We start from the raw sequence: 26,028 nt of genomic DNA, 5'->3' as shown, positions 1-26,028 counted from the left end.
CGTGGCGCCGAATGCGCCCAGCACCTATACGGATCGGAGCGACGGAACAATTACGCTGGCGAAACGCTCGCGGCGGATGGACGATTGCATCATTATCGGCGCCGGCCCGGCAGGCCTCACCGCGGCGATCTATCTCGCGCGGTTCCACCTCTCGATCCGCCTGTTCGATTGCGGCAGCAGCCGCGCCGCGCTGATCCCGTGCACCCACAACCATGCCGGCTATCCCGAAGGCATCCGCGGCACGGACCTGCTAGCCCGGATGCTGGCGCAGGCAGAAACCTATGGTGCAGTCCGCGAGGGCGTGCGGGTAGATGCGATCGAAGTCGACGACGACGGCTTCACCGTGCGGCTGGGCGATCGCCGCGCGCGAGCCCGGAGCGTACTGCTCGCCACCGGAGTCGTGAACAACCGCTCCGACATGCCCGACGCCATCCACGACGAAGCGCTGGAGGCCGGGTTGCTCCGCTACTGCCCGATCTGCGACGGCTACGAAGTCACCGACAAGCGCGTCGGCATCATCGGCACCGGCGACCACGGCATGCGCGAAGCGCTGTTCCTGCGCGGCTACACAAAGGACGTGACGCTGATCGCCCCAGAGGGCGGCCACGATCTCGATCCGGCATGCGAAGCGGCGCTAGACGAAGCCGGGATCGTCCGCGTCGGAGGCCCCTGCGGCAACTACGCAATCGAGGCAGACAAGCTCGCACTCGACACGGTCGAGGGACGGTTATCGTTCGACAGCATCTATCCAGCGCTCGGATCGATAATCCGTTCGGAACTAGCCGTCGCGGCAGGCGCGCGCGCATCCGATGACGGCTGCCTGGAGGTCGACTCGCACCAACGAACCTCAATCCCCGGCCTGTTCGCAGCCGGCGACGTCGTGAAGGGCCTCGACCAGATCAGCCACGCGATGGGAGAAGCCGGCGTCGCCGCGACAACGATCCGCAACATGCTCGCCGAACAGCGACCACTTCGGCGGTAATCGCTACTCAACTTGGGAGAACAAGGCTTATTCAGCCGCGAACGAGGCCTCGACAATGAGCCGGTCGGCATCCCATTCGGGAACAGCTTCAGGGCGCATCGGGATCATGAACCGCTTGCCGGGCTTGTCATCTACGGACGGCCGCTCGATCTCGATCACGTCACCCGCACCGAAATTATCGATCGCAACGACCCGTCCGATCGCCTCGCCATCGGTCGAGACGACATCGAGCCCGATCACATCCGTGTGATAATACTCACCATCTTCCAACGGCGGCAGCGAAGACCGCGGCACAGTCAGCTCGGTACCGCGCATCGCCTCGGCAGCGTTGCGATCGGCGACCTCAGCGAAGCGCGCGATCATGTCGTTGTTGCCGTTGCGCGCGGACTTCAGCGACAGCGCGCCGTTGTTGAAGCTCTTATAGCTGCCGAAATTCTCGGCAAAGACCTTCAGCCGCACTTCGCCACCGATGCCGTGCGCACCGATGACGACGGCGAGCGTCACGTCAGCCTTGCGCGGAGCCTTCATCGCGACCGGGGGTGTCGTCGGAGCCTTCGGCGGGGTCGTCGGCGGAGACGCCTTGGTTGGTGGCATCTTCGATGTCCTCGGGTGCGGGGGCTGTGCGGGGGGTCGTTTACGGGGGCCATCATGCGCTCCTGTTCGGGGTTACCGATTGAGAGAACGCATGAAGTCCGGTTCGGGTGCGGTTTGCGACCAGTAGTTGGGCCGGGGGTTGCCTCCCGCCCGTCGTCACCCGGGATCCACCGTTCCGCGCACCCGATTCTCTCAAGTCCGCGGACGGGTGGATGCCGGAACAAGCCCGGCATGACGGACAAGGGTGGGACGATCACGCCCTACCCTTGTCCTCATAAGCGCCGTCTTACGAAGCGGCTTCTTCGGTCTCGGCAGCGGCAGGAGCCTCTGCCTCGGCAGCAGGTGCAGCCTTCGCAGCAGCTTCAGCCTCGGCAGCTTCAGCCGCCTTGGTCGCACGCTCTTCAGCGCGCTCGGTGGCCTTCTCGCCGGGCTTGCCCTTGTTCGGGTTGTTGCGCGCCGAACGCTCGAGCACGCCAGCCTGGTCGAGGAAGCGCGCGACGCGGTCGGTCGGCTGCGCGCCGACGCTCAGCCAATGCTTCGCGCGGTCGGCGTCAAGCTGAACGCGCTGCTCGTTGTCCTTGGCGAGAAGCGGGTTGTAGTTGCCGATCTTCTCGATGAAGCGGCCGTCACGCGGCGAACGCGCATCGGCAACGACGATCTTGTAGTAAGGACGCTTCTTGGAGCCACCGCGCGCGAGGCGAATGTTGATTGCCATAATATTTTCCTTCGTTTTCTAGATAGATCCCCGAGCAAACGCCGAGGTGTCGTGGTTGGATAAGGAGATTATTTCTTCTTCAGAAAATCGTCGAAACCGGCAGGCATCTGCGGCATCTTGGGGCCACCAAGCCCCGGCAGACCACCGCCGCCGCCAGGCAGGCCACCGGCACCAGCCTTGTTGAGGATGTCGCCCATCTGCGGCCCGCCGATCGCGTTACCAATCCCGCCGAGACCGCCGCCAAGGCCGCCCTTGCCGAGCATCGCCATCATGCCCTTCATGCCGCCCATCTTCTTGATCTTCTTCATGGCGGTCGACATTTCGAGGTGCATTTTCAGCAGCTTGTTGACCTCCTGGACGGTCGTCCCGGAGCCCTTGGCGATGCGGATCTTGCGCTTGGCGTTGATCAGTTCGGGCTTGTTGCGCTCCTTGATCGTCATCGATCCGATCATCGCGTCCATGTGCACCAGCACCTTTTCGCCACCGACCGACGCGACCGCGCCCTGCGCCTTCTTCATGCCGGGGGATCATCCCCGCCAGCGCGCCGAGCCCGCCCATCCGCTGCATCTGCGCCAGCTGGGCACGCAGGTCGTTCATGTCGAACTGACCCTTGGCCATCTTGGCGGCCATCCGCTCGGCGTCTTCCGCCTGGATCGACTCCGCGGCACGCTCGACCAGGCTGACGACATCGCCCATGCCAAGGATACGACCGGCGACACGCTCCGGATGGAACGCCTCGAGCGCATCGAGCTTCTCGCCGGTGCCCGCGAACTTGATCGGCTTGCCGGTGACCGCGCGCATCGACAGCGCCGCGCCGCCGCGGGCATCGCCGTCCATGCGGGTCAACACGATACCCGTCAGCGGCACCTGGTCGCTGAAGTTCTGCGCGACGTTGACCGCGTCCTGGCCGGTCAGCGAGTCGACGACGAGCAGGATCTCGGCCGGGTTCGCGACGTCGGCAACCGCCTTCATCTCATCCATCAACGCCTGGTCGACATGGAGTCGGCCCGCGGTATCGAGCATCAAGACGTCATAGCCCTGGAGCTTGGCCGCCTGCATCGCGCGCCGGGCAATATCGACTGGCTGCTGACCCTGCACGATCGGCAGCGTCGCGACGTCGATCTGCGTGCCGAGCGTCGCCAGCTGCTCCTGCGCGTTCGGGCGATTGACGTCGAGCGACGCCATCAGCACCTTCTTGCGCTCGCGACCGGCCTGGCCGAAATTGGCCTGCCCCCGCCGCAAGCCGCTTGGCGATCTTGGCGGTCGTGGTCGTCTTGCCCGAGCCCTGGAGGCCGACCATCATGATGACGGCCGGCGGGGTGACGCCCAGCTCCAACTCCACGGCATCCGAGCCGAGCATCTCGATCAGCGCATCGCTGACGATCTTGACGACCTGCTGCCCCGGCGTGACGGAGCGCAGGACGTTCTGGCCGATCGCCTTCTCGGTCGCCTTCTCGACGAACTCGCGCGCGACGGGCAGCGCAACGTCGGCTTCGAGCAGCGCAACGCGCACTTCGCGCATTGCCGCGCGCACGTCCGCTTCGGTCAGCGCACCCCGGCCGCGAAGGCGGTCGAAGACGCCACCAAGTCGATCGCTCAGGCTTTCGAACATCGAAATACTCCCAATCACCGTCACCAAACGCAAAAGCGCCGGCGGGCGAAACCTCGCCGGCCAGCGTGCATCCTTGGGATGCTCGTCCAATGCGCCCCGTAACGGAACGTGGGCGGTCACCTACTGGAATGCGGATCGGGATGCAAGATGGGTCACCGAGCGCGCAATGATATGCTGCCCAATTGTTCTCCCGCGAAGGCGGGAGTCCAGTCTGGGCTCCCGCCTTCGCGGGAGAACACTCTGCTTCTTTGGCGCATACAGCACCCAATAGCAGCGCAACCAATCGCGCCCGCGCCTCGCCCCGTCCCGCCTATACGGCTTCTTAACATATCCTACACGTGTCGCATGCCACACCGCCACCCAAGCAAGAGACCGAACAGGCCAACCCCATGACCGTAAAGTCGGCGGCGACATTTTCGCTCCGCAACATCAGTCGGGAATTTATGACCGGCGCCGTTACCGGCGCCGCACTGCTTCTATTCGTCGGCACCGCCGGCACCGCCGTCGTCAAGGCACTGGCACATTGGCACGGCAGCGATGCGGTGATCGATCACGGTCTGGTCGCGGCGCTGTTGTTGAATGCGGCCCTGATCCTGTTCGGCTGGTTCCGGTACCGGGCCCTATCGGAAGAGCTGAGCACCCTGTCCGACGCCGGCCGCCACGCCCACGCGCTGGCGCAGCGCGATCCGCTCACCGGCTTCCTCAATCGCCGCAGCTTGTCTGAAGACGGCGCGGCACTGTTCACCAGTACCCGCCGCCGTGGCAAGGCGATGGCCATGCTGACGATCGACATCGATCACTTCAAGAGCGTCAACGACCTGCACGGCTATGCGGTCGGCGACCTGTTGCTCGCTCATGTCGCGGAGACGATCGCGGCGATCGCGCCCAGCACCAGCCTGCTCGCTAGACTGGGCGCGGATGAGTTCGCCTGTACCTTCGTCTTCGACTCCGCGCACGAGAACGTCGCCGACCGGATCGCCGAGCGCATGGTCGCAGGCCTCGCCTTGCCGTTCCGCGCCAATGGCGTCGATATCCACAGCAGCGTCTCGATCGGCATCGCCCGGTCCGATCGGGACTGCGCGTCGGTCGATGCCTTGTTGCGCAACGCCGACATCGCGCTCCACGCGGCCAAGACCGCCGGGCGCAGTCGTCATGCGTGGTTCGACACGTCGATGGAGCGATCGCTGCAACTGCGGGGCGAACTCGAAGCGGGTCTCCGCAGCGCGATCCCGGCGCAGGAGGTCGTTCCGTATTTCGAGCAACAGGTCGACCTGACCACCGGCCTCATCACCGGCTTCGAGGTGCTGGCGCGCTGGGAACATCCGACGCGCGGCATGATCGCGCCCGACGTGTTCATCCCGATCGCAGAGGAAACCGGGCTGATTGGCGACCTGTCGCTGTCGATCATGCGCCAAGCGTTTGCCGCCGCGCGGGATTGGGACGCCGGGCTCACCTTGTCGGTCAACGTTTCGCCGCTGCAGTTGCGCGACGCGTGGCTAGCACAGAAGATCATCAAGACGTTGGTCGAGACGGGCTTTCCTGCCAGCCGGCTCGAGATCGAGATCACCGAGAGCGCATTGTTCGACAACCTTCCCCTCGCGCAGTCGATCGTGGGGAGCCTGAAAAACCAGGGCATCCGCCTCGCGCTCGACGATTTCGGTACCGGGTATTCGAGCCTGGCGCATCTTCGCGCGCTGCCGTTCGACCGGATCAAGATCGACAAGAGCTTCGTCTCGTCGATCTTGGATAATCCGGAGAGCATGGCGATCGTGAACACGATCGTGCGGCTGGGAGACAGCCTCAACCTGCCGACGACCGCCGAGGGGGATCGAGGACGCCGCGATCGAGGAACGGTTGCGCGGCATGGGTTGTGCGAAGGGCCAGGGATATTTGTACGGGCGCCCGCTCGGTGCGGCGCAGGTCCGGCGGTTGCTGGCGGAGAAACGCTTGCTGGCCCAGCGCCCCGACCGGAGCGTGCCACCGCCTCGCGGCATCGCACCACGGTTGGCGGGCTAGCAGCGAGCGCCGGTCTTAGTTGCCAGCCCCACCTCATTCAAACAAACACCACCCCGGCGAAGGCCGGGGCCCAGTTGGAAAGGTCCAAGTAACGGCGCGCCGTCCGCCGTTAGCGACGCGCCCCAATTGGACCTCGGCCTCCGCCGGGGTGGTATTAGATGGAGAGCGGCTCCCCAATCCGTTCTCCCGCGAATGCGGGAGTCCAGGGCCAAGCAGCGCTCCGGCTGATACCCTGGGCTCCTGCGTTCGCAGGAGAACAGTTCGTCGAGCACGCCCCCCGCAACACCAACCGTGGACTTCCCCCCGCCCCTCCTAAATCGCGCCGCATGCCATCTGCCCCGCAGCCAGAGGTCATCAGCCTCGGCTGCCGCCTCAACATCGCCGAAAGCGAGACCATCCGCGCGCTCGTCGCCGGGCGGGACATGGTCGTGGTCAACAGCTGCGCGGTCACCAACGCCGCGGTGAAGGCGACGCGGGTCGCGATCCGCCGCGCCAAGCGCGACCGCCCCGAGGCCCAGATCGTCGTCACCGGATGCGCCGCGCAGATCGATCCCGCCAGCTTCGCCGCGATGCCCGAAGTCGACCGCGTCGTTGGCAATGCGGACAAGCTGATGCCGCAAGCTTGGCAGACCGAAACTCCGGTCGTCGTCTCCGACATCATGCAGGTCTGCGAGACCGCGCCCCATCTCGCCGCCAGCTTCTCCGCGCATGCCCGCGCGTTCGTCGAGGTCCAGAACGGCTGCGACCACCGCTGCACCTTCTGCGCGATACCGTTCGGCCGCGGCCCGAGCCGCTCGGTCCCGGCGGGCGCAGTCGTCGACCGGATCGCCGGCCTCGTCGATGCAGGCCACCGCGAGATCGTCCTCACCGGCGTAGACCTAACCAGCTACGGCCCCGACCTCCCCGGCGCGCCGACGCTGGGTCACCTCGTCGAGCGCATTCTGCACTACGTCCCCAACCTCGAACGCCTGCGTCTCTCCTCGCTGGACGGCATCGAGATCGACGACCGGCTCTTCGCGCTGCTGACGACCGAAGCGCGGATCATGCCGCACATCCACCTGTCGTTGCAGGCCGGCGACGACATGATCCTCAAGCGCATGAAACGCCGCCATTCGCGCGCCGAAAGCGTCGCCCTCGTCGACCGCCTCAAGACCGCCCGCCCCGACATCGCGATCGGCGCGGACCTGATCGCCGGCTTCCCGACCGAAGACGCGGCGATGTTCGCCAACACGCGCGCGCTGATCGACGACTGCCACATCGTCCACCCGCACATCTTCCCCTATTCGCCGCGCGTCGGCACCCCCGCCGCGCGCATGCCGCAGGTCGAACCCGAAATCCGCCGCCACCGCGCCGCCCTCCTCCGCCAGGCCGGCGAAACATCGCGCGCGAACTGGCTGCAAACGCTGGTCGGCACGTCGCAGGATCTGCTCGTCGAACGCCCCGGCGACCGCGGCCATATCGGCAATTTTGCAGAAGTCCTTCTGGACGAACCCGCCATACCCGGCGACATCGTCCGCATCGCGATCACCGGCGCCACGTCCGACCGCCTCAGCGCAACACGAGAACCATCATGAGCACCACCCCCACCTGGCACGACAAGCTGATCGGCGGCTTCAAGCGCACCTCCGACCGGCTCGTCGGCAACCTCGCCGGCCTCGGCGGCGCGCGGCTCGACGATTCGACGCTCGACGACATCGAGGAAGCGCTGATCGCCTCCGATCTCGGCCCCGAGACCGCCGGCCGCATCCGCCGCCGCCTGTCCGAAGGCAGCTTCGAGCGCAACATGGAGGAGCTCGGCATCCGCGTGATCGTCGCCGAGGAGGTCGAGAAGGTCCTCGCCACGGTCGCCAAACCGATCGAGATCGACGCCTTCCCCCGCCCGCAGGTGATCCTCGTCATCGGCGTCAACGGCTCGGGCAAGACGACGACCATCGCCAAGCTTGCGCATCTGCTGATGGAGCAGGATTACGGCGTGATGCTGGCCGCCGGCGACACCTTCCGCGCCGCCGCGATCGGCCAGCTCCGCACTTGGGCAGAACGTGTCGGCGTGCCGATCGTGACCGGCCCCGAGGGCGGCGACGCGGCAGGCGTAGTATGGGACGCGGTCAAGAAGGCGACCGAGACCGGCATCGACGTGCTGATCGTCGACACCGCGGGCCGCTTGCAAAACAAGCGCGAACTGATGGACGAACTGGCGAAAATCCGCCGCGTGCTGGGACGCATCAACCCGGAGAGCCCGCACGATATTGTCCTAGTGCTCGACGCGACGACCGGCCAGAACGCACTCCAGCAGATCGAGGTCTTCAAGGAGGTCGCGGGGGGTGACAGGCCTCGTGATGACCAAGCTCGACGGCACCGCGCGCGGCGGCGTTCTCGTCGCGGCGGCCGAGAAATACGGCCTGCCGATCCATGCGATCGGGATAGGCGAGGGGATGACGGATCTGCGCCCGTTCGATGCGAACGAGGTGAGCCGCATTATCGCCGGGGTGGAGAGCGTTCGGAAGTAACACTTGGAATGTCCTTCGATACGACATCTCGACGGCTACTCGGGACGAACGGCGTGGGCTGATAGATGCCCTCCCGAACCCACCCCGTTCGTGCCGAGTAAGGATCGAGCTTGTCGAGGGCCTGTATCGAGGTACATGCCCGCACGCACCCGCCCCCAGGAAGCGAAAACCCAGTGACCCCAACCAAGCCCCCTATCCCCCGGCGTCCGCATGGCGGTCGACTACGGCCCGCTCGCGATCTTCTTCGCGGTGAACTTCCTCACGCCCGGCCTGCCGATCGTCCGCGTCGTCGCTGCGACCACCGCGTTCATCATCGCCACGATCGCCGCGATGATCGTGTCGAAGCTCAAGACCGGCCATATCTCGCCGATGCTGTGGCTGTCGGGCGCGCTGATCGTCGTGTTCGGCGGGCTGACGATCTATTTCCACGATCAGCGCTTCATCCAGATGAAGCCGACGATCATCTACGCGATGTTCGCTGCGATCCTGACGTTCGGGCTCGTCACCGGGCGACCACTGCTCCAGTCGCTGCTCGCCACCGCTTACCCCGGCCTGTCCGCGGAAGGCTGGCGCAAGCTGACGCGCAACTGGGCGGTGTTCTTCGTGTTCATGGCGGTGCTGAACGAGGCCGTATGGCGCAACACGACCTGGGACTTCTGGGTCGGCTTCAAGCTGTGGGGCGCGATCCCGCTGACGCTGCTCTTCGCGTTCGCCAACATCCCGATGCTGCTGAAGCACGGATTGCAAACGGGCGACAAAGCCGTGACCGACCTGCCGCCCGAAGGGTAATCTACTCCCCCTCCCGTTCACGGGAGGGGTCGGGGGAGGGCCTGACCGATCATACCGGACGCCGGTACGTACGTCGCGCCCTCCCCTAGCCCCCTCCCGCGAGCGGGAGGGGAATTCAGGTCAGCCCGCAACCTTCGCGTAGCGCTCAGCCACGACGTCCCAGTTCACGATGTCCCACCACGCCTTCAGATAGCCCGGACGGTCGTTCTTGTACGTCAGGTAATACGCGTGCTCCCACACGTCGTTACCGAGCAACGGCGTGCCGGGCTCCTTGGCGTCGTCCATCAACGGGTTGTCCTGGTTCGGCGTGCTCGTCACCTTCAGCTTGCCGCTCGCATCCGCGATCAGCCAAGCCCAGCCCGAGCCGAACTGCCCCGCACCCCTGGTGTTGAACTCTTCCTTCAGCTTGTCGAGGCTACCGAAGTCGCGATCGATCGCCTCGGCGAGCTTGCCCGACGGTGCCTGGCCGTTCTTGGCCGCCATCGTCTTCCAGAAGAAGTCGTGGTTCCAGAAACCGCCGCCATTGTTGCGGACCAGCGGCGGCTGCGACGAGATCATGCCGAGGATGTCCTCGATCGACTTGCCCGCCAGCGCGGAGTCCTTCTCGACGCCTTCGTTCAGCTTCGCGGTGTACGCCGCGTGGTGCTTGTCGTGGTGAAACTTCATCGTTTCCTGGTCGATCACCGGCTCGAGCGCGTCATAGGCATACGGCAGCGGTGGGAGTTCGAAAGCCATGGGGGGTTCTCCTTTATGGGGTCGGACGCTCAACGTCCGCACGTCGCAAATGGTCCCGCAAAAGTCGTTGCGCAAGCGTATCCAGCGGCTGAAACGCCGCGACCCGACAGCATCATCGGTCAGGCGGCGGTCTTGCCGTATTCCTGCCGGGTCACGGGATGGCTGGACGAGAGGCCCCCCGTCGACCGCGATCGCCTGGCCGTTGACGTAGCTGGCGTCGTCCGAGGCCAGGAACAGCGCGACCTTGGCGAGCTCCTCGGGCTGCGCGCCGCGGTGGAGCGGGTTGAGGCGGCCGACGCGCTCCATCTTGTTCGCCTCGCGTGCGTAGTCGAACACGGGCTTCGTCATGCCGGTCTCGGTGAGGCCAGGGCAGATCGCGTTAACGCGGACGTTCGAGCCGGTGAGTTGTTGCGCAGAGACGGCAGCGAGGTTGATGACGCCGGCTTTCGACGCCGAATATGCGGGCGAGCCGGCGCCGGAACGGATGCCGGCGACGCTGGCCGTGAGGACGATCGCGCCCTTCCCTCGCTCGGCGATCCGCGGCGCAGCGTGCTTGATCGCGAGGAACGGACCGATCAGGTTGACGCGCAACACCTCGGTGATGAGCGCGACGTCGGTGTCGAACAGGTTCGCCATGCCGCCCGAGATCCCCGCATTGGCGAACATCACGTCGAGCCCGCCGAAGCTGTCGCAGGCGAGCGCGATCGTGCGGATCACGTCCTCTTCGAGCCCGGCGTCGATGCGGATCGCCTTTGCCGTGCCGCCGGCCTGCGTGATCAGGTGTGCGGTTTCGTCCGCGCCCTCGGTCTTGTCGGCGACGATGACCTTGCCCCCTTCGCTCGCGAACAGGAGCGCGGCGGCACGGCCGATGCCGGAGCCTGCGCCGGTGACGATGATCGATTTGTCGGTAAAGCGCATCGCATGGTCCTTCGGTTAGATCGTGACGCCGCCGTCGATGACCATGGTCTGGCCGGTTATGAAATTGCTCGCCGACGACGCCAGGAAGACGACCGCGCCGGCGATCTCTTCCGGCTCACCGATCCGGCGGAGCGGCACACTGGTGTTCGCGGCCTCGATCCGCTGCGGATCTTCCCACAAGGCGCGGGCGAAGTCGGTCTTGATCAGGCCGGGGGCGATGCAGTTCACGCGGACGTTCGACGGACCGAACTCGACGGCGAGGTTGCGCGCGAGCTGCATGTCGGCGGCCTTGCTGATGCAATAGGCGCCAATCACGGGTGAGCCGCGCAGGCCGCCGATCGAGGATATGATGATGATGCTGCCGCTGCGGCGCTCCAGCATCTCGGGCGCGACCATCTGGATCAGCCAGTGGTTGGAGACGATGTTGTTGTCGAGGATCTTCCGGAACTGGTCGTCGGCGATGCCGGCCTGGGGGGCCGTAATAGGGGTTCGAGGCGGCATTGCAGACGAGGATGTCGATGCGGCCGAACTTGGCGCGGGTCTGGTCGACGAGGTGCTGGAGGCCAGCCTTGTCGGAGATGTTGGCGGCGACCGCGATCGCGGTGCCGTCACCGTATCGGGCGTTGAGCTCCGCCGCGACGGTGTCGCATGCGTCCTGCTTGCGGCTGGAGATCACGATCTTCGCGCCGTGCTCAGCCAGTTCGCGTGCGGAAGCCAAGCCGATCCCACGCGAGGAGCCGGTGACGATGGCGACCATGCCGGTCAGGTCGAATTGCGACATTCTTGCTTCTCCCCTCCCGCATGCGGGGGGGTCGGGGGTGGGCCCCCGGCCAGCCACACACGGTATCGGTTATGGCGAGCGCGAGCCCACTCTAGCCCCCTCCCGCTTGCGGGAGGGGGGATGAATCAGGCCCCAGCCTTCACCGCAAACCCCCAGGCCGCATCCGTCAACCCATGGATCTTCGCGACGGTCTTCTCCGCCTGCGCACTCGACGCGGTGCCGTCGATGATGCGCTTCTTGATGCCCTGGACGATGCCGGTCAGCCGGAAGAGGTTGTAGGCGAAATACCAGTTCAGATCTGGGACGCCGTCGCGGCCGGTGGCGGCGCAATAGCGTTCGACGACCTGTTCGATCGTGGGGATCCCGGTGTCGGGACCGGTCATACCGAGTACGCCCGAGCGTCCTTCGGGTTCAGTCACCCAACTCATCAGCAGATACGAGAAGTCCGCCAGCGGATCGCCGAGCGTCGACAATTCCCAGTCGAGCACCGCGATGACCTTGGGCTCGGACGGCGCGAAGATCATGTTGTCGATCCGGTAGTCGCCGTGGACGATCGAGGTGCGCGTCTGCTCGGGCAGCGTCCGCGGCAGCCATTCGATCAGGCGCTCGACCGAGTCCATATGCTCGGTCTCGGCGGCACGATATTGCTTGGTCCAGCGGCCTACCTGGCGCTCGAAATAATTGCCGGGCTTGCCGTACTCGCCGAGCCCCGCCGCCGCGTAATCGGTGTTGTGGAGCGCGGCGAGCGTGTCGACCATCGCCTCGTAATGCGCAGTACGCTCGGCGGGCGTCGCATCCGGCATCGCGCCGTCCCAGATCGTCCGGCCCTCGACCATCTCCATGACGTAAAACGCCGAACCGATGATCGCCGCGTCCTCGCACAGGCCGTAGGGCCGAGGCACCGGGAAGCCGGTCGGATGGAGGCCCGCAATCACGCGGTATTCGCGGTCGACGGCGTGCGCGCTCGGCAGGATCGGGCCGAACGGTTTCCGGCGCAACACGTACGCGCGCTCCGGCGTGTCGAGCCGATAGGTCGGGTTCGACTGGCCGCCAGCGAACTTCGCGTAGGTCAGCGGACCGGCATAGCCGGGGACGTTGGCAGTCATCCACGCGCCAAGCGTGTCGAGGTTGAGACGGTCCTTGTCGCCGACTTCGATCGTGCCGACCATGCTGGTGGATGAGTCGCTCACGAGAAGGTGATCACGCTACGGGTCGTATCGCCGCGGCGGAGTTCGTCGAACGCGTCGTTGATGCGCTCCAGCGGCATCCGGTCGGCGATGATCGTGTCGAGATCGAGCAACCCGCGCATGTAGAAATCGACCAGCCGCGGGATATCGACCGGGAACCGGTTCGAGCCCATGAACCCGCCCTGCAACCGTTTGCCCGAAAGCAGGTCCATCGCCGACAGTCCGACCTTCTCGCCAAGCGGCATCATCCCGAGGATCGTCGCGGTGCCCCCGCGACGCAGGACCTTGACCGCGGTCGCCGCCGATTGCGCGCGGCCGACCGCCTCGATCGCGTGATGCACGCCGCCCTTGGTGATCGCGACGACCTCGTCCGCGGCGGTGTCGGACAGCGCGTCGATGCTGTGCGTGGCGCCGAGCTTCTCGGCCATCGCGCGCTTCTCGGGGACCGGATCGAGCGCGATGATCTTCCCAGCACCGGCGATCTTCGCCGCGTTGACTGCCGCCAACCCGATGCCGCCACAGCCGACCACGCACACCGTCTCGCCCGGCGTCACATCCGTGGTGTTGAACACCGCCCCTGCCCCGGTGGTAATCGCGCAGCCGAGCAGCGCCGCACGGTCCATCGGCATGTCGCGGTCGATCGCGACGCACGCGTGTTCGTGGACCAGCATCATCTCGGCATAGGCGCTGAGGTTTAGCATCTGCGCGATCGGTCGGTCGCCGAGCATGAGCCGCGGCGCGGCGGCCTTGGGACGACGTACGCTGGCATCGATGCACAGCGACATCCGGCCGGTAACGCAGAATTCGCACTGACCGCAGAAGGCCGAGAGGCAGGTCACGACATGGTCGCCGACCTTCACGCCGCGCACTTCATCGCCGACCGCCTCGACCACGCCGCAGGCTTCGTGGCCCGGAATCGTCGGCATCGCATGCGGATAGGCGCCGTCGACGAAATGCAGGTCGGACCGGCACACGCCGACCGCGACCGTGCGGATCAGCACCTCGTGCGCGGTCGGCTTCGAGATGGTGACATCCTCGATGCTGAGCGGGGTGTTGGCTTCGAAAAGGACTGCGGCTTTCATGCACTTAGCTCCGGAAACACTGCCGTGAAAAACACCGTTACAAATATCGCCGTTCGTCCCGAGTAGGGGTCGAGCGAAGTCGAGAACCCGTATCGAAGGACCGCCTCGCGGCTAGAGGTCCTTCGATACGTCATCTCGACAAGCTCGATGCCTACTCGGGACGAACGGGAGTGAGATGCTACCGGGGTTTACCGGCGCACCCCGACATCCCCGCTGGACACGCCGCCCTTGCGGAAGTCGCCGTATTTCCCGAACTCGTTGCGTGCGATCGATCGGTTGTGGACCTCGTCAGGGCCATCCGCGAACCGCAGCGTCCGCATCGCCGCCCAGTCGTGCGCCAACCGGAAATCACCGGAGACGCCGCCGCCGCCATGCGCCTGGATCGCATCGTCGAGGATCCTGAGCGCCATGTTCGGCGCGGCGACCTTGATCATCGAGATCTCGATCTGCGCGGATTTGTTACCCGCCTTGTCCATCATGTCCGCCGCCTTAAGGCAGAGCAAACGAGTCATCTCGATGTCGATCCGGGCGGTCGCGATCCGCTCTTCCCAGACCGAGAAGTCGGCGATCCGCTTGCCGAACGCGACCCGGTCGAGCAGCCGCCGCGCCATCGCCTCGATCGCAGTCTCGGCAACGCCGATGGTGCGCATGCAGTGATGGATGCGGCCCGGCCCAAGCCGCCCCTGCGCGATCTCGAACCCGCGCCCCTCGCCGAGCAGCACGTTCTCGACCGGCACGCGGACGTTCTCCAGCACGACCTCACCATGCCCGTGCGGCGCGTGGTCATAGCCATAGACGGAGAGCATCCGCTTGATCGTCACGCCGGGCGTATCCATCGGCACGAGGATCTGGCTCTGCTGCTGGTGCCGCGATCCCTCGAACGACGTCTTGCCCATCACGATCGCGATCTTGCAGCGCGGATCGCCCACGCCGCTCGACCACCATTTGGTGCCATTGATGACGTAGTGATCGCCGTCGCGCACCATCGACGTCTCGATGTTGGTCGCGTCCGACGAGGCCACCGCGGGCTCGGTCATCAGGAACGCCGAGCGGATCTCGCCGCGCATCAGCGGGCCGAGATACCCCTCCTTCTGCTCGCGCGTGCCATAGCGGTGAAACACCTCCATGTTGCCGGTATCGGGCGCCGAACAGTTGAAGCACTCGCTCGCCCAGCCGACCTTGCCCATCTCTTCCGCGCATAACGCATATTCGAGATTGGTGAGTTGCGTACCTTCGAACTCGAACGAATCGTCGACGTGCGTCTGGCCGGAATGCGGCGGCATGAAGAAATTCCAGAGCCCGGCAGCCTTGGCCTTCTCCTTCATCTCCTCGATCACCGGGATGACCTTCCAGCGCTCGCCTTCATGCGCCTGCTGGTCGTAATCGGCTTGTCGCGGGCGAATATTCTGGTCGATGAAATCCCGGACCCGATCGCGGAAATGCGTCTCTCGTTCGCTCAGCGTGAAATCCATGCGGGCTCTCCGTTCGTCGTCGCTTTTGAGGCGGGGTAGACCATACCGCACATTCGGTAAAGCGTGTGACGCACTCCGGAAAGCATGTTTTCAAGTCCGCCCTGAAAGCGCCTAAAAAGCACTGTATCTTCAAATCGAAGCTGATAGGGTGTTTCGATGAAGGTTCCGGCAGAGGCCAGCGACGATAGCGAACAGGGGACCAAGCGCTTCCGTGCGAAGCGTGACGCGATCCTCGCCGCGGCGGCAGAAGCGATCAACGAGCAGAGTGCCAAGGGCATGACGTTCGCGGACGTGGCGCGGCGCGTCGGGCTCAACACGACCAGCGTTACCTATTATTTCAAGCGCAAGGAAGACCTCGCGGCGGCGGCGTTCGAGAACACGCTCGAATCGCTGATCGCGATGCTCGACGTCGCGGCCGAAGAAGCAACGCCGGAGGACCGCGTTCGGCGCTATCTCGCGCTCAACATGGACCGGCTCGGGCGGATCCAGCGCGGCGAGGAGAAGGCGTTCGCGGTCCTCTCCGATCTGCGCGCGACCGAGGAGCCGATGCGCGGCCGGCTGATGGCGGGCTGGCGCGAGGTATTCCGTCGCACGCGGCTGTTGTGGGGGCCGACTTCGTCGCGCGCGCAGACCGATCTTAATGGGGCGCGTGCGCACGTGCTGCTCGAGAACACGTTCTGGCTGCCGATCTGGCTGACCCGGTACGAGCCAGATCAGTACGGGCGTGTCGAGGAACGGCTGATGGACGTGTTCGCGCACGGCATCGCGGGCAAGGACGCGCGCTGGTCGCCGAAGCTGCTCGATCTCAGCCATGACGAGGCGGAGCCGGGGCGCGAGGCGTTCCTGCTCGCTGCGACGCGCCTGATCAACGAACTCGGCTATCGCGGCGCCTCGGTGCAGAAGATCGCGTCCGAGCTGAACGTGACCAAGGGCAGTTTCTACCACCATCTCGATGCGAAGGACGACCTCGTCATCGCGTGCTACCGCCGTAGCTTCGACACGATCGCCGATGCGCAGAGCCGTGGCGAGGCGGAAGGCGGCACCTATTGGCACAAGCTGTCGAGCACGGTTGCGACGCTGCTCGACGTGCAGTTCGCCGAGCGCGGGCCGTTGCTTCGCACCACCGCGCTGAGCGGCCTGCCGGTCGGCGTGCGCAACGCGATGGTCGATCGCTCGAACGGCATCGCGCGTCGCTATGCGGGGATGATGATGGACGGCATCGGCGAAGGCTCGATCCGCGCGGTCGATGCGCTGATCGCGGCTCAAGCGTTGATGGCGCTTCAGAATGCTGCATTCGACATGCGCAAATGGGCCTCGACGATGCCGCGCGAGCGGGCGATCGCGATGTATGCCTCGACGTTGATGTACGGCTTGTTCGATGATCGGATCGCGAAGGCCTGACCGCCTGCGGTTGCGTTCGCATCCGTTACGGTTTTCTTACCTCGTGTTAATCCGTGGCACCCGATGCGACCTCCGAACGGAGGCGGCATGCATAATATCACTACGGATCTCGGGTCGGGAATCATCGAGGTCGAAGCCTCGGGGTTCTGGACGCTCGAGCATGTCGAAAACTTCCTGCGCGATCTCGAACGCGAGGCGCGACGCGTGTTGGCGACCGGCAAGCGCCACATGCTGTTGTGCGACTTTACGCGGGCAGCCATCCAACCGCAGGAAGTGATCGCGATGCTGCAACGAGTCGCGGTGACGATGCCCCCTGAAGTCCCGCAAGGTGGCGCTCTATACCGAGGGGAAGCTTGCGCGGTTGCAGGTGAAGCGGATCGCCTCGGTGCGCGACGATATGGCGGTGTTCGACGACCGCGAGACGGCGCTGGCGTGGATGCTGGCGGACTCGTCGGTCAACCTACGCTCGACGCATACATCACCTGCCCCCCCAAGCTCCGTCATACTGACCGCAGTCGGAACCAAAGTTACGAAGGCCGCCCTTCGTGATTCTGGATCGTGATTCTGGTCAGGATGTCGGACGGGCAATTCACCTCTCGACATCCTCGTCACGCTTGAGCAGCACCCCCGCGCGCCAATAGTGGAACAGCGCCCACGGCGTCATCAACACAATGATGATCAGCGCATAGCGTAGTGAATCCTCCCCGAACCCCGGCTTCAGCAGGTCGCTCAACCACCCGACCAGCGTCGGTCCCAGGCCCAGCCCGACCAGGTTGATCACCAGCAGCGTGATCGCCGCCCACATCGCGCGGATCTGCAACGGGGCAAGGTGCTGGATCAACGCGAAGCTCGGCCCGAGATACGAATTGGCGAAAATCAGTGACACGAAATAGCTGCCGATCGCGATCGCCGGCGCATCGATCAGGTAGAACGCCAGCGCGAACGGCAGCGACAGCCCCTTCATCGCCAGCACGACCCAGGCCTGGACGTGGAGGCCATGACGCTTGGCCAGAACGTCGGCGATCTTGCCACCGGCCAGCGCGGAGATCGCGCCGAACAACGCCCCCGGCAGCGCGATATAGCGCGAGATGTCGAGCATCGAGATGCCCAGCGATCGCTGGATATAGCTAGGTCCCCAGCCGGTCAGCGCGTAGCCGATCATCGAGGTCAACGTCACGCCGACCACCAGATGCCGCGCCGGTGCACTCGCCCACATCGACGCAAACCCTTGGGCGACGCTCGGCATCGGCGTCGCCACCGCACGTGCAGCGTCGGACAGTCCGCGGCGGGGCTCGACCATGAACAGGCGCACCAGCAGCGCGAGCACGATCCCCGGCAGGCCGACGGTCATCATCGCAATCCGCCAACCATAAGAGTGTGCGACGACGCCGCCGATCAGCGTACCGAACCCCGCGCCAAGCACCACGCCGAGCGAATACAAGGCCATCGCGCTCGCGCGCTTCTCGGGCGGGTACAGATCGGCGATGATCGAATGGCTTGGCGGGCTCGACCCCGCCTCGCCGATGCCGACGCCGATCCGGAACAGCATCAGCTGCGTGAAGTTCTGCGCGAGCCCGCACAGCGCGGTCATCGCACTCCAGATCGTCAGGCTGGCGGCAATGATGTTGCGACGGCTGGTCCGGTCCGCCAGCCGTGCGACCGGAATGCCCAGCGTCGCATAGAAGATCGCGAACACGAGTCCGGACAGCAGCCCGAGCTGCGTATCGGTCAGCAGCAGGTCCGCCTTGATCCGCTCGAGCAGGATCGCGAGGATCTGGCGGTCCATGTAACTGAAGAAATAGGTGAAGGTGAGCAGCGCGAGCGTCAGGCCCCGTCGCTTCATCGCCAATGCGTCGGCGATCTCGGGATGGGACTGATACGCTGCGGCCATCGGCAATACCTCGAAATCTAAACAGGCCTTAGGCTAGGTCAATTGAGGCGTACCAGACAAGCTAAAGCTGTATTCCTGGCCGACCTGCGACGAGCCAACGGCGTGTGGATGACGAGCGACATTACCGCTGCGACGCAATGTGTTATGGGTTTGAAGGCGTTACCAGTGTTTCGTGAGAAGGACGGCGGAAGATGCGTCCTCGTTTGGGTCGCTCTTCCGCCTTATCCCCTCTCCAACGTCGTGGCCGGGCTCGTCTCCGCGTCGTCAGTGGAGCGGAGCGTCCGGGCAATCTGAATACCGGGTATGCGGCTCCCCTCGCATAGATTCGCGACGTTGCAAAGCGTATTTTCCTTATCGCTCCCGCCAGGGATGGAATCCCTCGTGACGTCCAGCTTGCCCGCCACGGCCCCTGCCTCGCCTCCCACGCAACACAATCGCTGGAGCATTCCGAAGACTGACTTATTTAATTGGTCCCCGCCAAACGCGACGAGATCCCACTGCTTCTAGAAGAAGCCGGGCCCGACCTCACGATCGAGGCGATTGCGGCTCCGCCGGCGGCGATCGCCGCGTACGAGAGGGCAAGGCAATCGACGACAGCATCAAGCCCAGCGCCGACGAAGCGAAGAATCCGCTGCTCGGGCAGACGGCGGTGCAGGCCGGACGTTAGTCGCTGATCGTCCACCCCAGCCGCGGATCGCCACCGCGGACGGGTTGGGCGGCAGCCAATTTTTCAGCGAAACTGCCGTCGGCTACGTAGGCTGGTGGCACGGCCATCGCGGCCGGTGGACTATAGGCCACGGTCGCGTAGGATGGCGACACCAGGGCCGGACCTCGCGCGAACGACGCGGCAGCGGGCGGGATCGGCGGTGCGTACCTGGCCATCCGTATCGCTGGACGCGCGATCCGGGTCGCCTCGCCGGTGAACGCGGTGAACTGGCGCCCTTCCTCGAACACGGCGTTGTGCCCGGTGACGAACGCACCCGCGACGACACCGCCGACGATGATCGTGCCGATCGTCTCGCCGGTCCGGCCATCACCGGCGGCGTGATAGCGACCAACGACGGGCACGCTGCGGCCAGCGACTTCGACCGAGCGCAGTTCGATATCGAGCTTGCCGGATTTGCCGAACGCGCCCTTGCCGGTCCTGAAGGTGACCGCGCCGACGCCGGGAGCCCCACGCGGGATCAACACCGCGCCATCGACAATCACGTCCCGCGCGACCGATACAGCGACGGTTTGCCCGACGCGTGCGCGATCCGACGCGATCTCCTCGTCCAGGCGCAATACCATCTCGGTATGCGCTGGCACGACGATCGCCGCATCCGTCGGCGCGTCCTGCGCGGCTATGGCGGTGGGTAGCGCGCACAATGCCGCAACGACGATCAGCTTGTGCACTCGGTTTCTCCCCTGCGGGCGCGGTCTGTCCCGCGCCGGAGATAGCCGAGGAAGGACTTCTATCGTGTGAAACGAGTTGGTTAACTGTGCCGGTTACGCTTGGGCACTCGGTCGGGCGGAAGCACGGGCATGCCATGCCCTCAGATGTTCGAGATCGTCGGGCATCGCGACGCCGACGAACTTGGCGAAGTCGATCGTCGTGAGCAGGACGATATCGGCGATCGTGTAGCGCTCACCATCTAGCCAGTCGCGACCGGCGAGCGCGCGGTCGAACTCCGCCATCGCGGCGAGCACGCGCGGGCGCTGGCTCTCGCCATACTCGGTATATTGCGGCTGGACGATCCGTGCGGTCCAGGGATGCGTGTGTAGCCAGACCATCGACAACGGCGTCATCAGCCGCAGTTCGATCCGCCGCGTCCACATGTCGATCTCGGCGATGTTGTGCGCGCCGTGGCCGAACATCGGCGGGTCGGGATGGAGGATCTCGAAGTAACGACAAATCGCGACGCTCTCGGTCAGCACGCGGCCATCGTCGAACGTGAGCGCGGGCGTCTGGCCGAGTGGATTGACCGCGAGAAACGGCTCCGCCTTGTGCTCGGCCTTGGGAATCGAGATTTGGGCCATCGGCACGCGGACATGCTTTTCGGCGAGGAAGATGCGGACGCGGCGCGGGTTGGGCGCGGGCAAGGCGCTATCGTAGAACAGCAAGAGCGTCTCCTCGACATCGGTTTTCGAATATACCGTATGGCATTGCCGGACGCGTTCGCCTAGCGATGCGTCGCATGACGACCGCTGCAGACATGCTCGCCACGGGCTTTGCCACCCTGCCCGATTTGATCCGTGCGCACGCGGTGGAACGCGGTGATCGGACTGCCGTTGCCGACGCGCGGGGTAGCATCGACCATCGGACGCTTGACGCGGTGATGGACCGGGTCGCGGCGGCGTTGCAGCGCGATGGGGTCGCGCCGGGGAGCGCGGTGGCGATCGTCGCGGCGCCGACGACGGACTATGCGGCGGTATTCCTTGGTGCGGTACGCGCGGGGTGCGTCGCGACGCCGATCGCGCCGTCCGCGACGGCGGCTGCGATTGCGGCGATGATAGCGGATAGCGGGGCGCCGGTGGTGTTTCTCGATTTGGAGAATGCGCGGGCGTTAGAGGAGCAAACGCTTTCAGCCCGCCCCATCTTGTTCTCCCGCGAAGGCGGGAGCCCAGACTGGGCTCCCGCCTTCGCGGGAGAACACTCTTTTCAGGCTTTTGCAGATTGGCTTGCTCCTTCCCAAGCCAAGCCAACCCCCGTCGCGATCGCCCCCGAAGACCCGTTCAACATCATCTACTCCTCGGGCACGACCGGTACGCCCAAGGGTATCGTCCAGAGCCACGCGATGCGCTGGGCGCATGTCTCCCGCAACACGGCGGCGGGGTTCGACACCGCGGTGACGATGATTGCGACGCCACTCTATTCGAACACAACGCTCGTCAGCTTCCTGCCGACGCTCGGCTGGGGCGGTACCGTCGTGCTGATGGGGAAGTTCGATGCGCGCGCCTATCTCGAACTCGCGCGGCGATACCGCGCGACGCACACGATGCTGGTCCCGGTGCAGTATCAGCGGATCATGGCGCTGCCCGATTTCGACAGCTTCGACCTGTCGACGTTCCGCTTCAAGACCAGCACCAGCGCACCCTTCTCCGCCGCACTGAAGGCCGACGTCGTCGCACGCTGGCCGGGGGTGCTCGTCGAGTTCTACGGGATGACCGAGGGCGGCGCGAGTTGCGCGCTCAACGCAACCGCCAACCCGACCAAGCTTCACACCGTCGGCCAGCCGATGCCCGGCCACGAGATTCGCCTGATTGACGATGACGGCAACGAAGTCGCGCCCGGCGAGATGGGCGAAGTCGTCGGCCGCAGCCCGGCGATGATGAACGGCTATCACGGCCGATCAGAGGCGACGCGCGACGCCGAATGGCATGACGCAGAGGGCAACCGCTACATCCGCCACGGCGACGTCGGACGGTTCGACGAGGACGGTTTCCTGACGCTGATGGACCGGAAGAAGGACCTCATCATCTCGGGCGGCTTCAATATCTATCCATCGGACCTGGAGGCGGTATTGGCGCGGCACCCGGCAGTCGCGGATTGCGCGGTTATCGGCGTGTCATCCGAGGCATGGGGTGAGACGCCGGTAGGCTTCTACGTCCCGCGGGCCGATGCAATCGAGGATGCCGCCTCCATCCTGGCCTGGGCGAACGGCCAACTCGGGAAGACCCAACGGCTGTCCGCCCTTCATATAGCCGACGAACTGCCCCGCAGCGCGATCGGAAAAGTCCTCAAGCGCGAACTCCGCGACCGGCTCGCGGGAGCGGCCGCATGACGAGACTCAAACAGGCGATCGACGCGCTCGAGCCGATCGACGGCGGCTGGCGCGGGACGGTACCCGAGAATTGGTTGCAGGGCCGCACTGCGTACGGCGGCTTCTCCGCCGCGCTCGCGCTGCATGCCGCGCAGAAGTCGGACGTCGACCTGCCGCCGCTGCGATCCGCGCAGGTGTCGTTCATCGGGCCACTGTCGGGCGATATCGTCATCCGCGCGACCCGGTTGCGGCGCGGGCGCAACGCCGCGTTCGTCCAGGCGGATGTCGAGAGCGAGGCCGGGCTTGGGCTGCGCGCGACCTTCGTGTTCATGGGCGCGGTCGCGTCGCGAGTCGATCACCAGAGCGGCAGCGCGCCCGACTTTCCGATGCCCGGGCCGGAGACGCAGACGTTCCGTGGCCACAGTGCGGTGGCATTCTCGCGGAACTTCGACTTGCTCGACCGCCGCGACGACAGCGTCGGGCCGGCGGAATGGTTGCGCTGGGTGCGGCTCGCCGAGCGTGACGGGCTCGATCCGATGGTCGAACTGATCGCGGTCGCCGATTGCCTGCCACCCGCCGCGTTGAAGCTGCTCGGCGGCCCCGCCCCGCTCAGTTCGATGACGTGGCTGCTCAATATCCTGGGGCCGCAGCCGGTGACGCGCGAGGGCTGGTGGCTGCTCCGCGCGACCACCGATTACACGAAGGACGGCAGTTCAAGCCAGCAGATGGCGATCTGGAACGCGGACGGCACGCCGGTCGCCGAACAGATGCAGAGTGTCGCGATCTTCGCCTGACCACTGACATATCTTGCGACACATTGGTGGAGGGGGCGGCAAAACCCTGCGACAACCGGGGTTTAGAACGAAGGTCATTCGATGGGAATTCGTCCCACTTCGCCGGAGACCGACATGCGCAAGACCGTTCTCACCCTGATGCTCGCCGCCAGCGCGGTTACGTCCGCCGTTGGCGCGCAGACGCCCGCCACGCCACCTCCGCCGATGCGTCAGGATGCCAACCGCGTTTCAACGCGCGCGGAAGCGATCGCGCAGGCCGATGCGCGGTTCGCGCAGATGGATACCGATCATGACGGCCGGATCACGGCTGGCGAGATGCGCGCCTATCGCGAGGCGTTGCATGACCGGATGGTTGCCAGCGGTCGCGACGTCCCCGTGCCGCCGCCGGGCGGTCGCAAGCATGACGGCATGGGTCGCCGCATGGACCCGAACGGCGACGGCAGCGTGACGCGCGAGGAGTTCGAGGCACGCGCGCTCAAGCGGTTCGACCGGATGGACGCCAATCACGACGGCACGATCGACGCGACCGAGCGCGCCAACGCCGCCGAGATGCGCCACGTCGACCGGCGCGAACGCCGCGATGGCGTAACCCCGCCCGCACCTGCACCTGCTCAATAAATTGGATGAGGGGAAGCATCGGGCGTCGGTGCTTCCCCTGGACAGCCGCCATGCTAGACACTGCCCCGATGGGAGATATGCCGCATTTGCTGCTCGTCGACGACGAGCGCTCGATCCGCGAGCCGCTGGCCGTGTACCTCACCAAACAGGGGTTTCGCGTCACGCAGGCGGGCGATGCGGAGGCGGCGCGGACTCGGCTGACGGCATATGCGATCGATCTCGTCATACTCGACATCATGATGCCAGGAGAGGACGGACTGTCGCTGTGCCGCCACATCGCCGCGACCAGCGACGTGCCGGTGATCCTTCTGACCGCGCGCGCCGAAGAGACCGACCGGATCGTCGGGCTCGAGATGGGCGCAGACGATTATGTCGTGAAGCCGTTCTCGCCGCGCGAACTCGCGACGCGCGTGAAAGTGGTGCTGCGGCGCGCGACCGCGGGCGGTTCGCGGCAGCATGCGCCGGAGAGCAGCTCCTACGGGTTCGCCGGTTGGGTGCTGAAATCGGGCGAGCGTGCGCTGATCGACCGCGAGGGCGTCTCGGTGCCGCTGTCGACCGGCGAGTACAACCTGCTGCTCGCGCTGGTGACGCGCCCGCGCCAGGTGCTGACCCGCGACCAGTTGCTCGACCTGACCCAAGGGCGCGAGGCGGCAGCGTTCGACCGCGCGATCGATAACCAGATCAGCCGGTTGCGGCGCAAGATCGAGGCGGATGCGAAGACGCCGGAGTTGATCAAGACGGTCTGGGGCGGCGGGTATACGTTGGCGGCCGAAGTCACGCGCCTGTGATCCGGTCCGTATGACGCGGTTCAAGCCCTGGCCGCGCAGCCTCGCTGGCCAGATGGCATTGCTGATCGCGCTCGCGCTGTTGGTGGCACAGGTCATCAATTTCGGCATGATCCTCCACGATCGGTCCGAGTTCCGCCTGGCCCAAGCGACGCGGCCGGTCGCGACCCGGATCGCCGACGCGCTGGACCGCGAGGCGCATGGCGGCCGCCCGCTGAGCCCCGACCGCGGCCGCGTACGCCGCTTGCCGGCCAATCCGATCCCGCCAGCGATGTTCGAGCGCCATCCCGAGGTCGCCACCGAACTGCGCCGGCAATTCGCCGATCTTGGACTGACGGTCGGGCGGATCGATACCGGCCTTCGCCCCGCCACCGACGAGACGAGCGACGCGCATCGCCGCGACGGGCTGCGGCGCGGCGATCGGCAGGGCGCGACGCTGCTGATCGCGATCGAGCAGCCCGGACGCGGATGGCTGGCGATCACCGCGCCTTGGCCGCAGCCCGGCTGGCGGTTGTTGCTCGCGGTGCTGACGCAGACCGCGATCCTGTACATCATCGTACTGCTGCCCGTGTTGTGGATCGTCCGACGGATTTCGCGCCCGCTTCAGGATTTGCGGCGCGCGGCGGAGAGCTTTCGGCCGGGCGATCCGGGTGCGCCGATGCCGCCGCATGGGCCCGACGATGTCGTCGCCCTGATCGCGGCGTTCAACGCGCTAAGGCTGCGCGTGACGGGGATGCTCGACGAGAAGGACCGGATGCTCGGCGCGATCGGCCACGACCTGCGTACGCCGCTGGCCGCGCTGCGAGTGCGCATCGAGTCGGTCGAGGACGATGTCGATCGGGCGCGGATGATCGATACGGTGGCGGAGATGAACCGGACGCTCGACGACATCCTGTCGCTGGCACGGCTCGGGCGGCCAAGCGAACCGCTGACGGACGTCGACCTAGCGGCGCTGGTCGATGCGGTTGTCGAGGATTTCCGCGATATCGGCAGCGACGTCAGCTTCGTCGAGACGGAGCGGCTGCGGATGCATCTGCGCCCTTCGCTGATCCGCCGCGCGGTGCGCAATTTGATCGAGAATGCGATCAAATACGGTGTGTCGGCGGAAGTGCGGGTCGAGGCTGACCCGCGCTGCGTTGGGATTATCGTGGCGGATCAGGGACCCGGTATCCCGGAGGATCGGATGAGCGACGTGTTCGACGCGTTCACGCGGCTGGAGAGTTCGCGGAACCGGGAGACTGGAGGGATCGGCCTGGGCCTGGCCTTGGCGCGCGCGATCGTGCGGGAGGCTGGTGGCGAGATTCGGCTGGTCAACCGCGCGGCTGGTGGGCTCGATGCCATCATCGAGCTGCCGCGCTAACTGAACTGCTCCCTCTCCCCTCCGGGGGAGAGGGTCGGGGTGAGGG

The 26,028-nt window shown here is 65.8% G+C and carries 19 protein-coding genes and 5 pseudogenes; 12 read left to right on the top strand and 12 right to left on the bottom strand.

Annotation, left to right across the window (positions count from 1 at the left end):
- Positions 1 to 76 precede the first annotated feature (76 nt).
- Positions 77 to 982: an NAD(P)/FAD-dependent oxidoreductase gene (locus NHF48_RS20070; RefSeq protein WP_253072496.1), complete on the top strand. Its 906-nt coding sequence runs from the start codon at positions 77 to 79 to the stop codon at positions 980 to 982.
- A 27-nt stretch (positions 983 to 1,009) separates the two neighbouring features.
- Here the strand turns inward: NHF48_RS20070 and rimM are convergent, their stop codons facing one another.
- The 3 genes and pseudogenes from rimM to ffh all read right to left on the bottom strand — a co-directional run bounded on the left by rimM (position 1,010) and on the right by ffh (position 3,903).
- Positions 1,010 to 1,510, bottom strand: coding sequence for a ribosome maturation factor RimM (gene rimM, locus NHF48_RS20065; protein WP_253072495.1), 501 nt, complete (start codon positions 1,508 to 1,510; stop codon positions 1,010 to 1,012).
- Positions 1,511 to 1,862: 352 nt separating this feature from the next.
- The gene (gene rpsP, locus NHF48_RS20060) at positions 1,863 to 2,291 is read right to left on the bottom strand and encodes a 30S ribosomal protein S16 (RefSeq protein ID WP_056062272.1); all 429 of its coding nucleotides are present in this window, start codon (positions 2,289 to 2,291) and stop codon (positions 1,863 to 1,865) included.
- Between the two features lie 68 nt (positions 2,292 to 2,359).
- Positions 2,360 to 3,903: pseudogene (ffh, locus tag NHF48_RS20055) on the bottom strand (signal recognition particle protein).
- A 443-nt stretch (positions 3,904 to 4,346) separates the two neighbouring features.
- On the opposite strand from ffh, the gene NHF48_RS20050 reads away from it, so the two are divergent.
- From NHF48_RS20050 to NHF48_RS20035, 4 genes and pseudogenes are all read left to right on the top strand, one after another.
- A complete protein-coding gene (locus tag NHF48_RS20050; protein WP_342454696.1) occupies positions 4,347 to 6,011 on the top strand; it encodes a putative bifunctional diguanylate cyclase/phosphodiesterase in 1,665 nt (554 codons plus the stop codon).
- Between the two features lie 234 nt (positions 6,012 to 6,245).
- Complete coding sequence (mtaB, locus tag NHF48_RS20045; RefSeq protein ID WP_253072109.1) at positions 6,246 to 7,493, top strand: tRNA (N(6)-L-threonylcarbamoyladenosine(37)-C(2))-methylthiotransferase MtaB; 1,248 nt, start codon at positions 6,246 to 6,248, stop codon at positions 7,491 to 7,493.
- Positions 7,490 to 8,426, top strand: a pseudogene (ftsY, locus tag NHF48_RS20040) (signal recognition particle-docking protein FtsY). The gene mtaB and the pseudogene ftsY overlap by 4 nt, the downstream one beginning before the upstream one ends.
- 204 nt (positions 8,427 to 8,630) lie before the next feature.
- A pseudogene (locus NHF48_RS20035) lies at positions 8,631 to 9,215 on the top strand (septation protein A); the annotation flags it as partial.
- Positions 9,216 to 9,335: 120 nt separating this feature from the next.
- Here NHF48_RS20035 and NHF48_RS20030 read toward each other — a convergent pair.
- From NHF48_RS20030 to NHF48_RS20005, 6 genes and pseudogenes are all read right to left on the bottom strand, one after another.
- Positions 9,336 to 9,950, bottom strand: a complete 615-nt coding sequence (locus NHF48_RS20030; RefSeq protein WP_253072107.1) for a superoxide dismutase — start codon at positions 9,948 to 9,950, stop codon at positions 9,336 to 9,338.
- Between the two features lie 119 nt (positions 9,951 to 10,069).
- A pseudogene (locus tag NHF48_RS20025) lies at positions 10,070 to 10,868 on the bottom strand (SDR family NAD(P)-dependent oxidoreductase).
- A gap of 15 nt (positions 10,869 to 10,883) precedes the next feature.
- Positions 10,884 to 11,649, bottom strand: a pseudogene (locus NHF48_RS20020) (SDR family oxidoreductase).
- Positions 11,650 to 11,774: 125 nt separating this feature from the next.
- On the bottom strand, positions 11,775 to 12,818 hold the full coding sequence (locus tag NHF48_RS20015) for a phosphotransferase family protein (RefSeq protein ID WP_253072494.1): 1,044 nt from the start codon (positions 12,816 to 12,818) through the stop codon (positions 11,775 to 11,777).
- A 17-nt stretch (positions 12,819 to 12,835) separates the two neighbouring features.
- On the bottom strand, positions 12,836 to 13,918 hold the full coding sequence (locus tag NHF48_RS20010; RefSeq protein WP_253072106.1) for a Zn-dependent alcohol dehydrogenase: 1,083 nt from the start codon (positions 13,916 to 13,918) through the stop codon (positions 12,836 to 12,838).
- A gap of 188 nt (positions 13,919 to 14,106) precedes the next feature.
- Positions 14,107 to 15,390, bottom strand: coding sequence for an acyl-CoA dehydrogenase family protein (locus NHF48_RS20005; RefSeq protein WP_253072105.1), 1,284 nt, complete (start codon positions 15,388 to 15,390; stop codon positions 14,107 to 14,109).
- A 156-nt stretch (positions 15,391 to 15,546) separates the two neighbouring features.
- On the opposite strand from NHF48_RS20005, the gene NHF48_RS20000 reads away from it, so the two are divergent.
- Together NHF48_RS20000 and NHF48_RS19995 are read left to right on the top strand one after the other, a co-directional pair.
- Entirely contained in the window at positions 15,547 to 16,791 is a 1,245-nt protein-coding gene (locus NHF48_RS20000; RefSeq protein WP_253072104.1) for a TetR/AcrR family transcriptional regulator, read from the top strand.
- A gap of 87 nt (positions 16,792 to 16,878) precedes the next feature.
- Positions 16,879 to 17,340: a hypothetical protein gene (locus tag NHF48_RS19995; protein WP_253072103.1), complete on the top strand. Its 462-nt coding sequence runs from the start codon at positions 16,879 to 16,881 to the stop codon at positions 17,338 to 17,340.
- Between the two features lie 40 nt (positions 17,341 to 17,380).
- Here the strand turns inward: NHF48_RS19995 and NHF48_RS19990 are convergent, their stop codons facing one another.
- From NHF48_RS19990 to NHF48_RS19980, 3 genes are all read right to left on the bottom strand, one after another.
- Positions 17,381 to 18,682 carry a spinster family MFS transporter gene (locus NHF48_RS19990; RefSeq protein WP_253072102.1) on the bottom strand — a complete coding sequence of 434 codons (1,302 nt, stop codon included), beginning with the start codon at positions 18,680 to 18,682 and terminating at the stop codon, positions 17,381 to 17,383.
- Positions 18,683 to 19,345: 663 nt separating this feature from the next.
- Positions 19,346 to 20,077 carry a hypothetical protein gene (locus NHF48_RS19985; RefSeq protein ID WP_253072101.1) on the bottom strand — a complete coding sequence of 244 codons (732 nt, stop codon included), beginning with the start codon at positions 20,075 to 20,077 and terminating at the stop codon, positions 19,346 to 19,348.
- A 93-nt stretch (positions 20,078 to 20,170) separates the two neighbouring features.
- Positions 20,171 to 20,785 (bottom strand): glutathione S-transferase family protein, encoded by a 615-nt coding sequence (locus NHF48_RS19980; RefSeq protein WP_253072100.1) that lies wholly within the window; start codon positions 20,783 to 20,785, stop codon positions 20,171 to 20,173.
- 74 nt (positions 20,786 to 20,859) lie between these two features.
- On the opposite strand from NHF48_RS19980, the gene NHF48_RS19975 reads away from it, so the two are divergent.
- From NHF48_RS19975 to NHF48_RS19955, 5 genes are all read left to right on the top strand, one after another.
- On the top strand, positions 20,860 to 22,446 hold the full coding sequence (locus tag NHF48_RS19975) for a class I adenylate-forming enzyme family protein (RefSeq protein WP_253072099.1): 1,587 nt from the start codon (positions 20,860 to 20,862) through the stop codon (positions 22,444 to 22,446).
- Positions 22,443 to 23,219 carry a thioesterase family protein gene (locus NHF48_RS19970; protein ID WP_253072098.1) on the top strand — a complete coding sequence of 259 codons (777 nt, stop codon included), beginning with the start codon at positions 22,443 to 22,445 and terminating at the stop codon, positions 23,217 to 23,219. Before NHF48_RS19975 ends, NHF48_RS19970 begins: the two co-directional genes overlap by 4 nt.
- A 114-nt stretch (positions 23,220 to 23,333) precedes the next feature.
- Entirely contained in the window at positions 23,334 to 23,837 is a 504-nt protein-coding gene (locus NHF48_RS19965) for an EF-hand domain-containing protein (protein WP_253072097.1), read from the top strand.
- A gap of 68 nt (positions 23,838 to 23,905) precedes the next feature.
- Complete coding sequence (locus NHF48_RS19960; RefSeq protein WP_056062218.1) at positions 23,906 to 24,625, top strand: response regulator; 720 nt, start codon at positions 23,906 to 23,908, stop codon at positions 24,623 to 24,625.
- Positions 24,626 to 24,635: 10 nt separating this feature from the next.
- Entirely contained in the window at positions 24,636 to 25,982 is a 1,347-nt protein-coding gene (locus tag NHF48_RS19955) for a sensor histidine kinase (RefSeq protein WP_253072096.1), read from the top strand.
- Positions 25,983 to 26,028 lie beyond the last annotated feature (46 nt).

Source organism: Sphingomonas sp. H160509, assembly GCF_024124765.2.
Taxonomy (GTDB): Bacteria; Pseudomonadota; Alphaproteobacteria; order Sphingomonadales; family Sphingomonadaceae; genus Sphingomonas.
The sequence above is the reverse complement of the archived record's forward strand: the minus strand, read 5'-3'. Positions and strand labels throughout refer to the sequence as shown.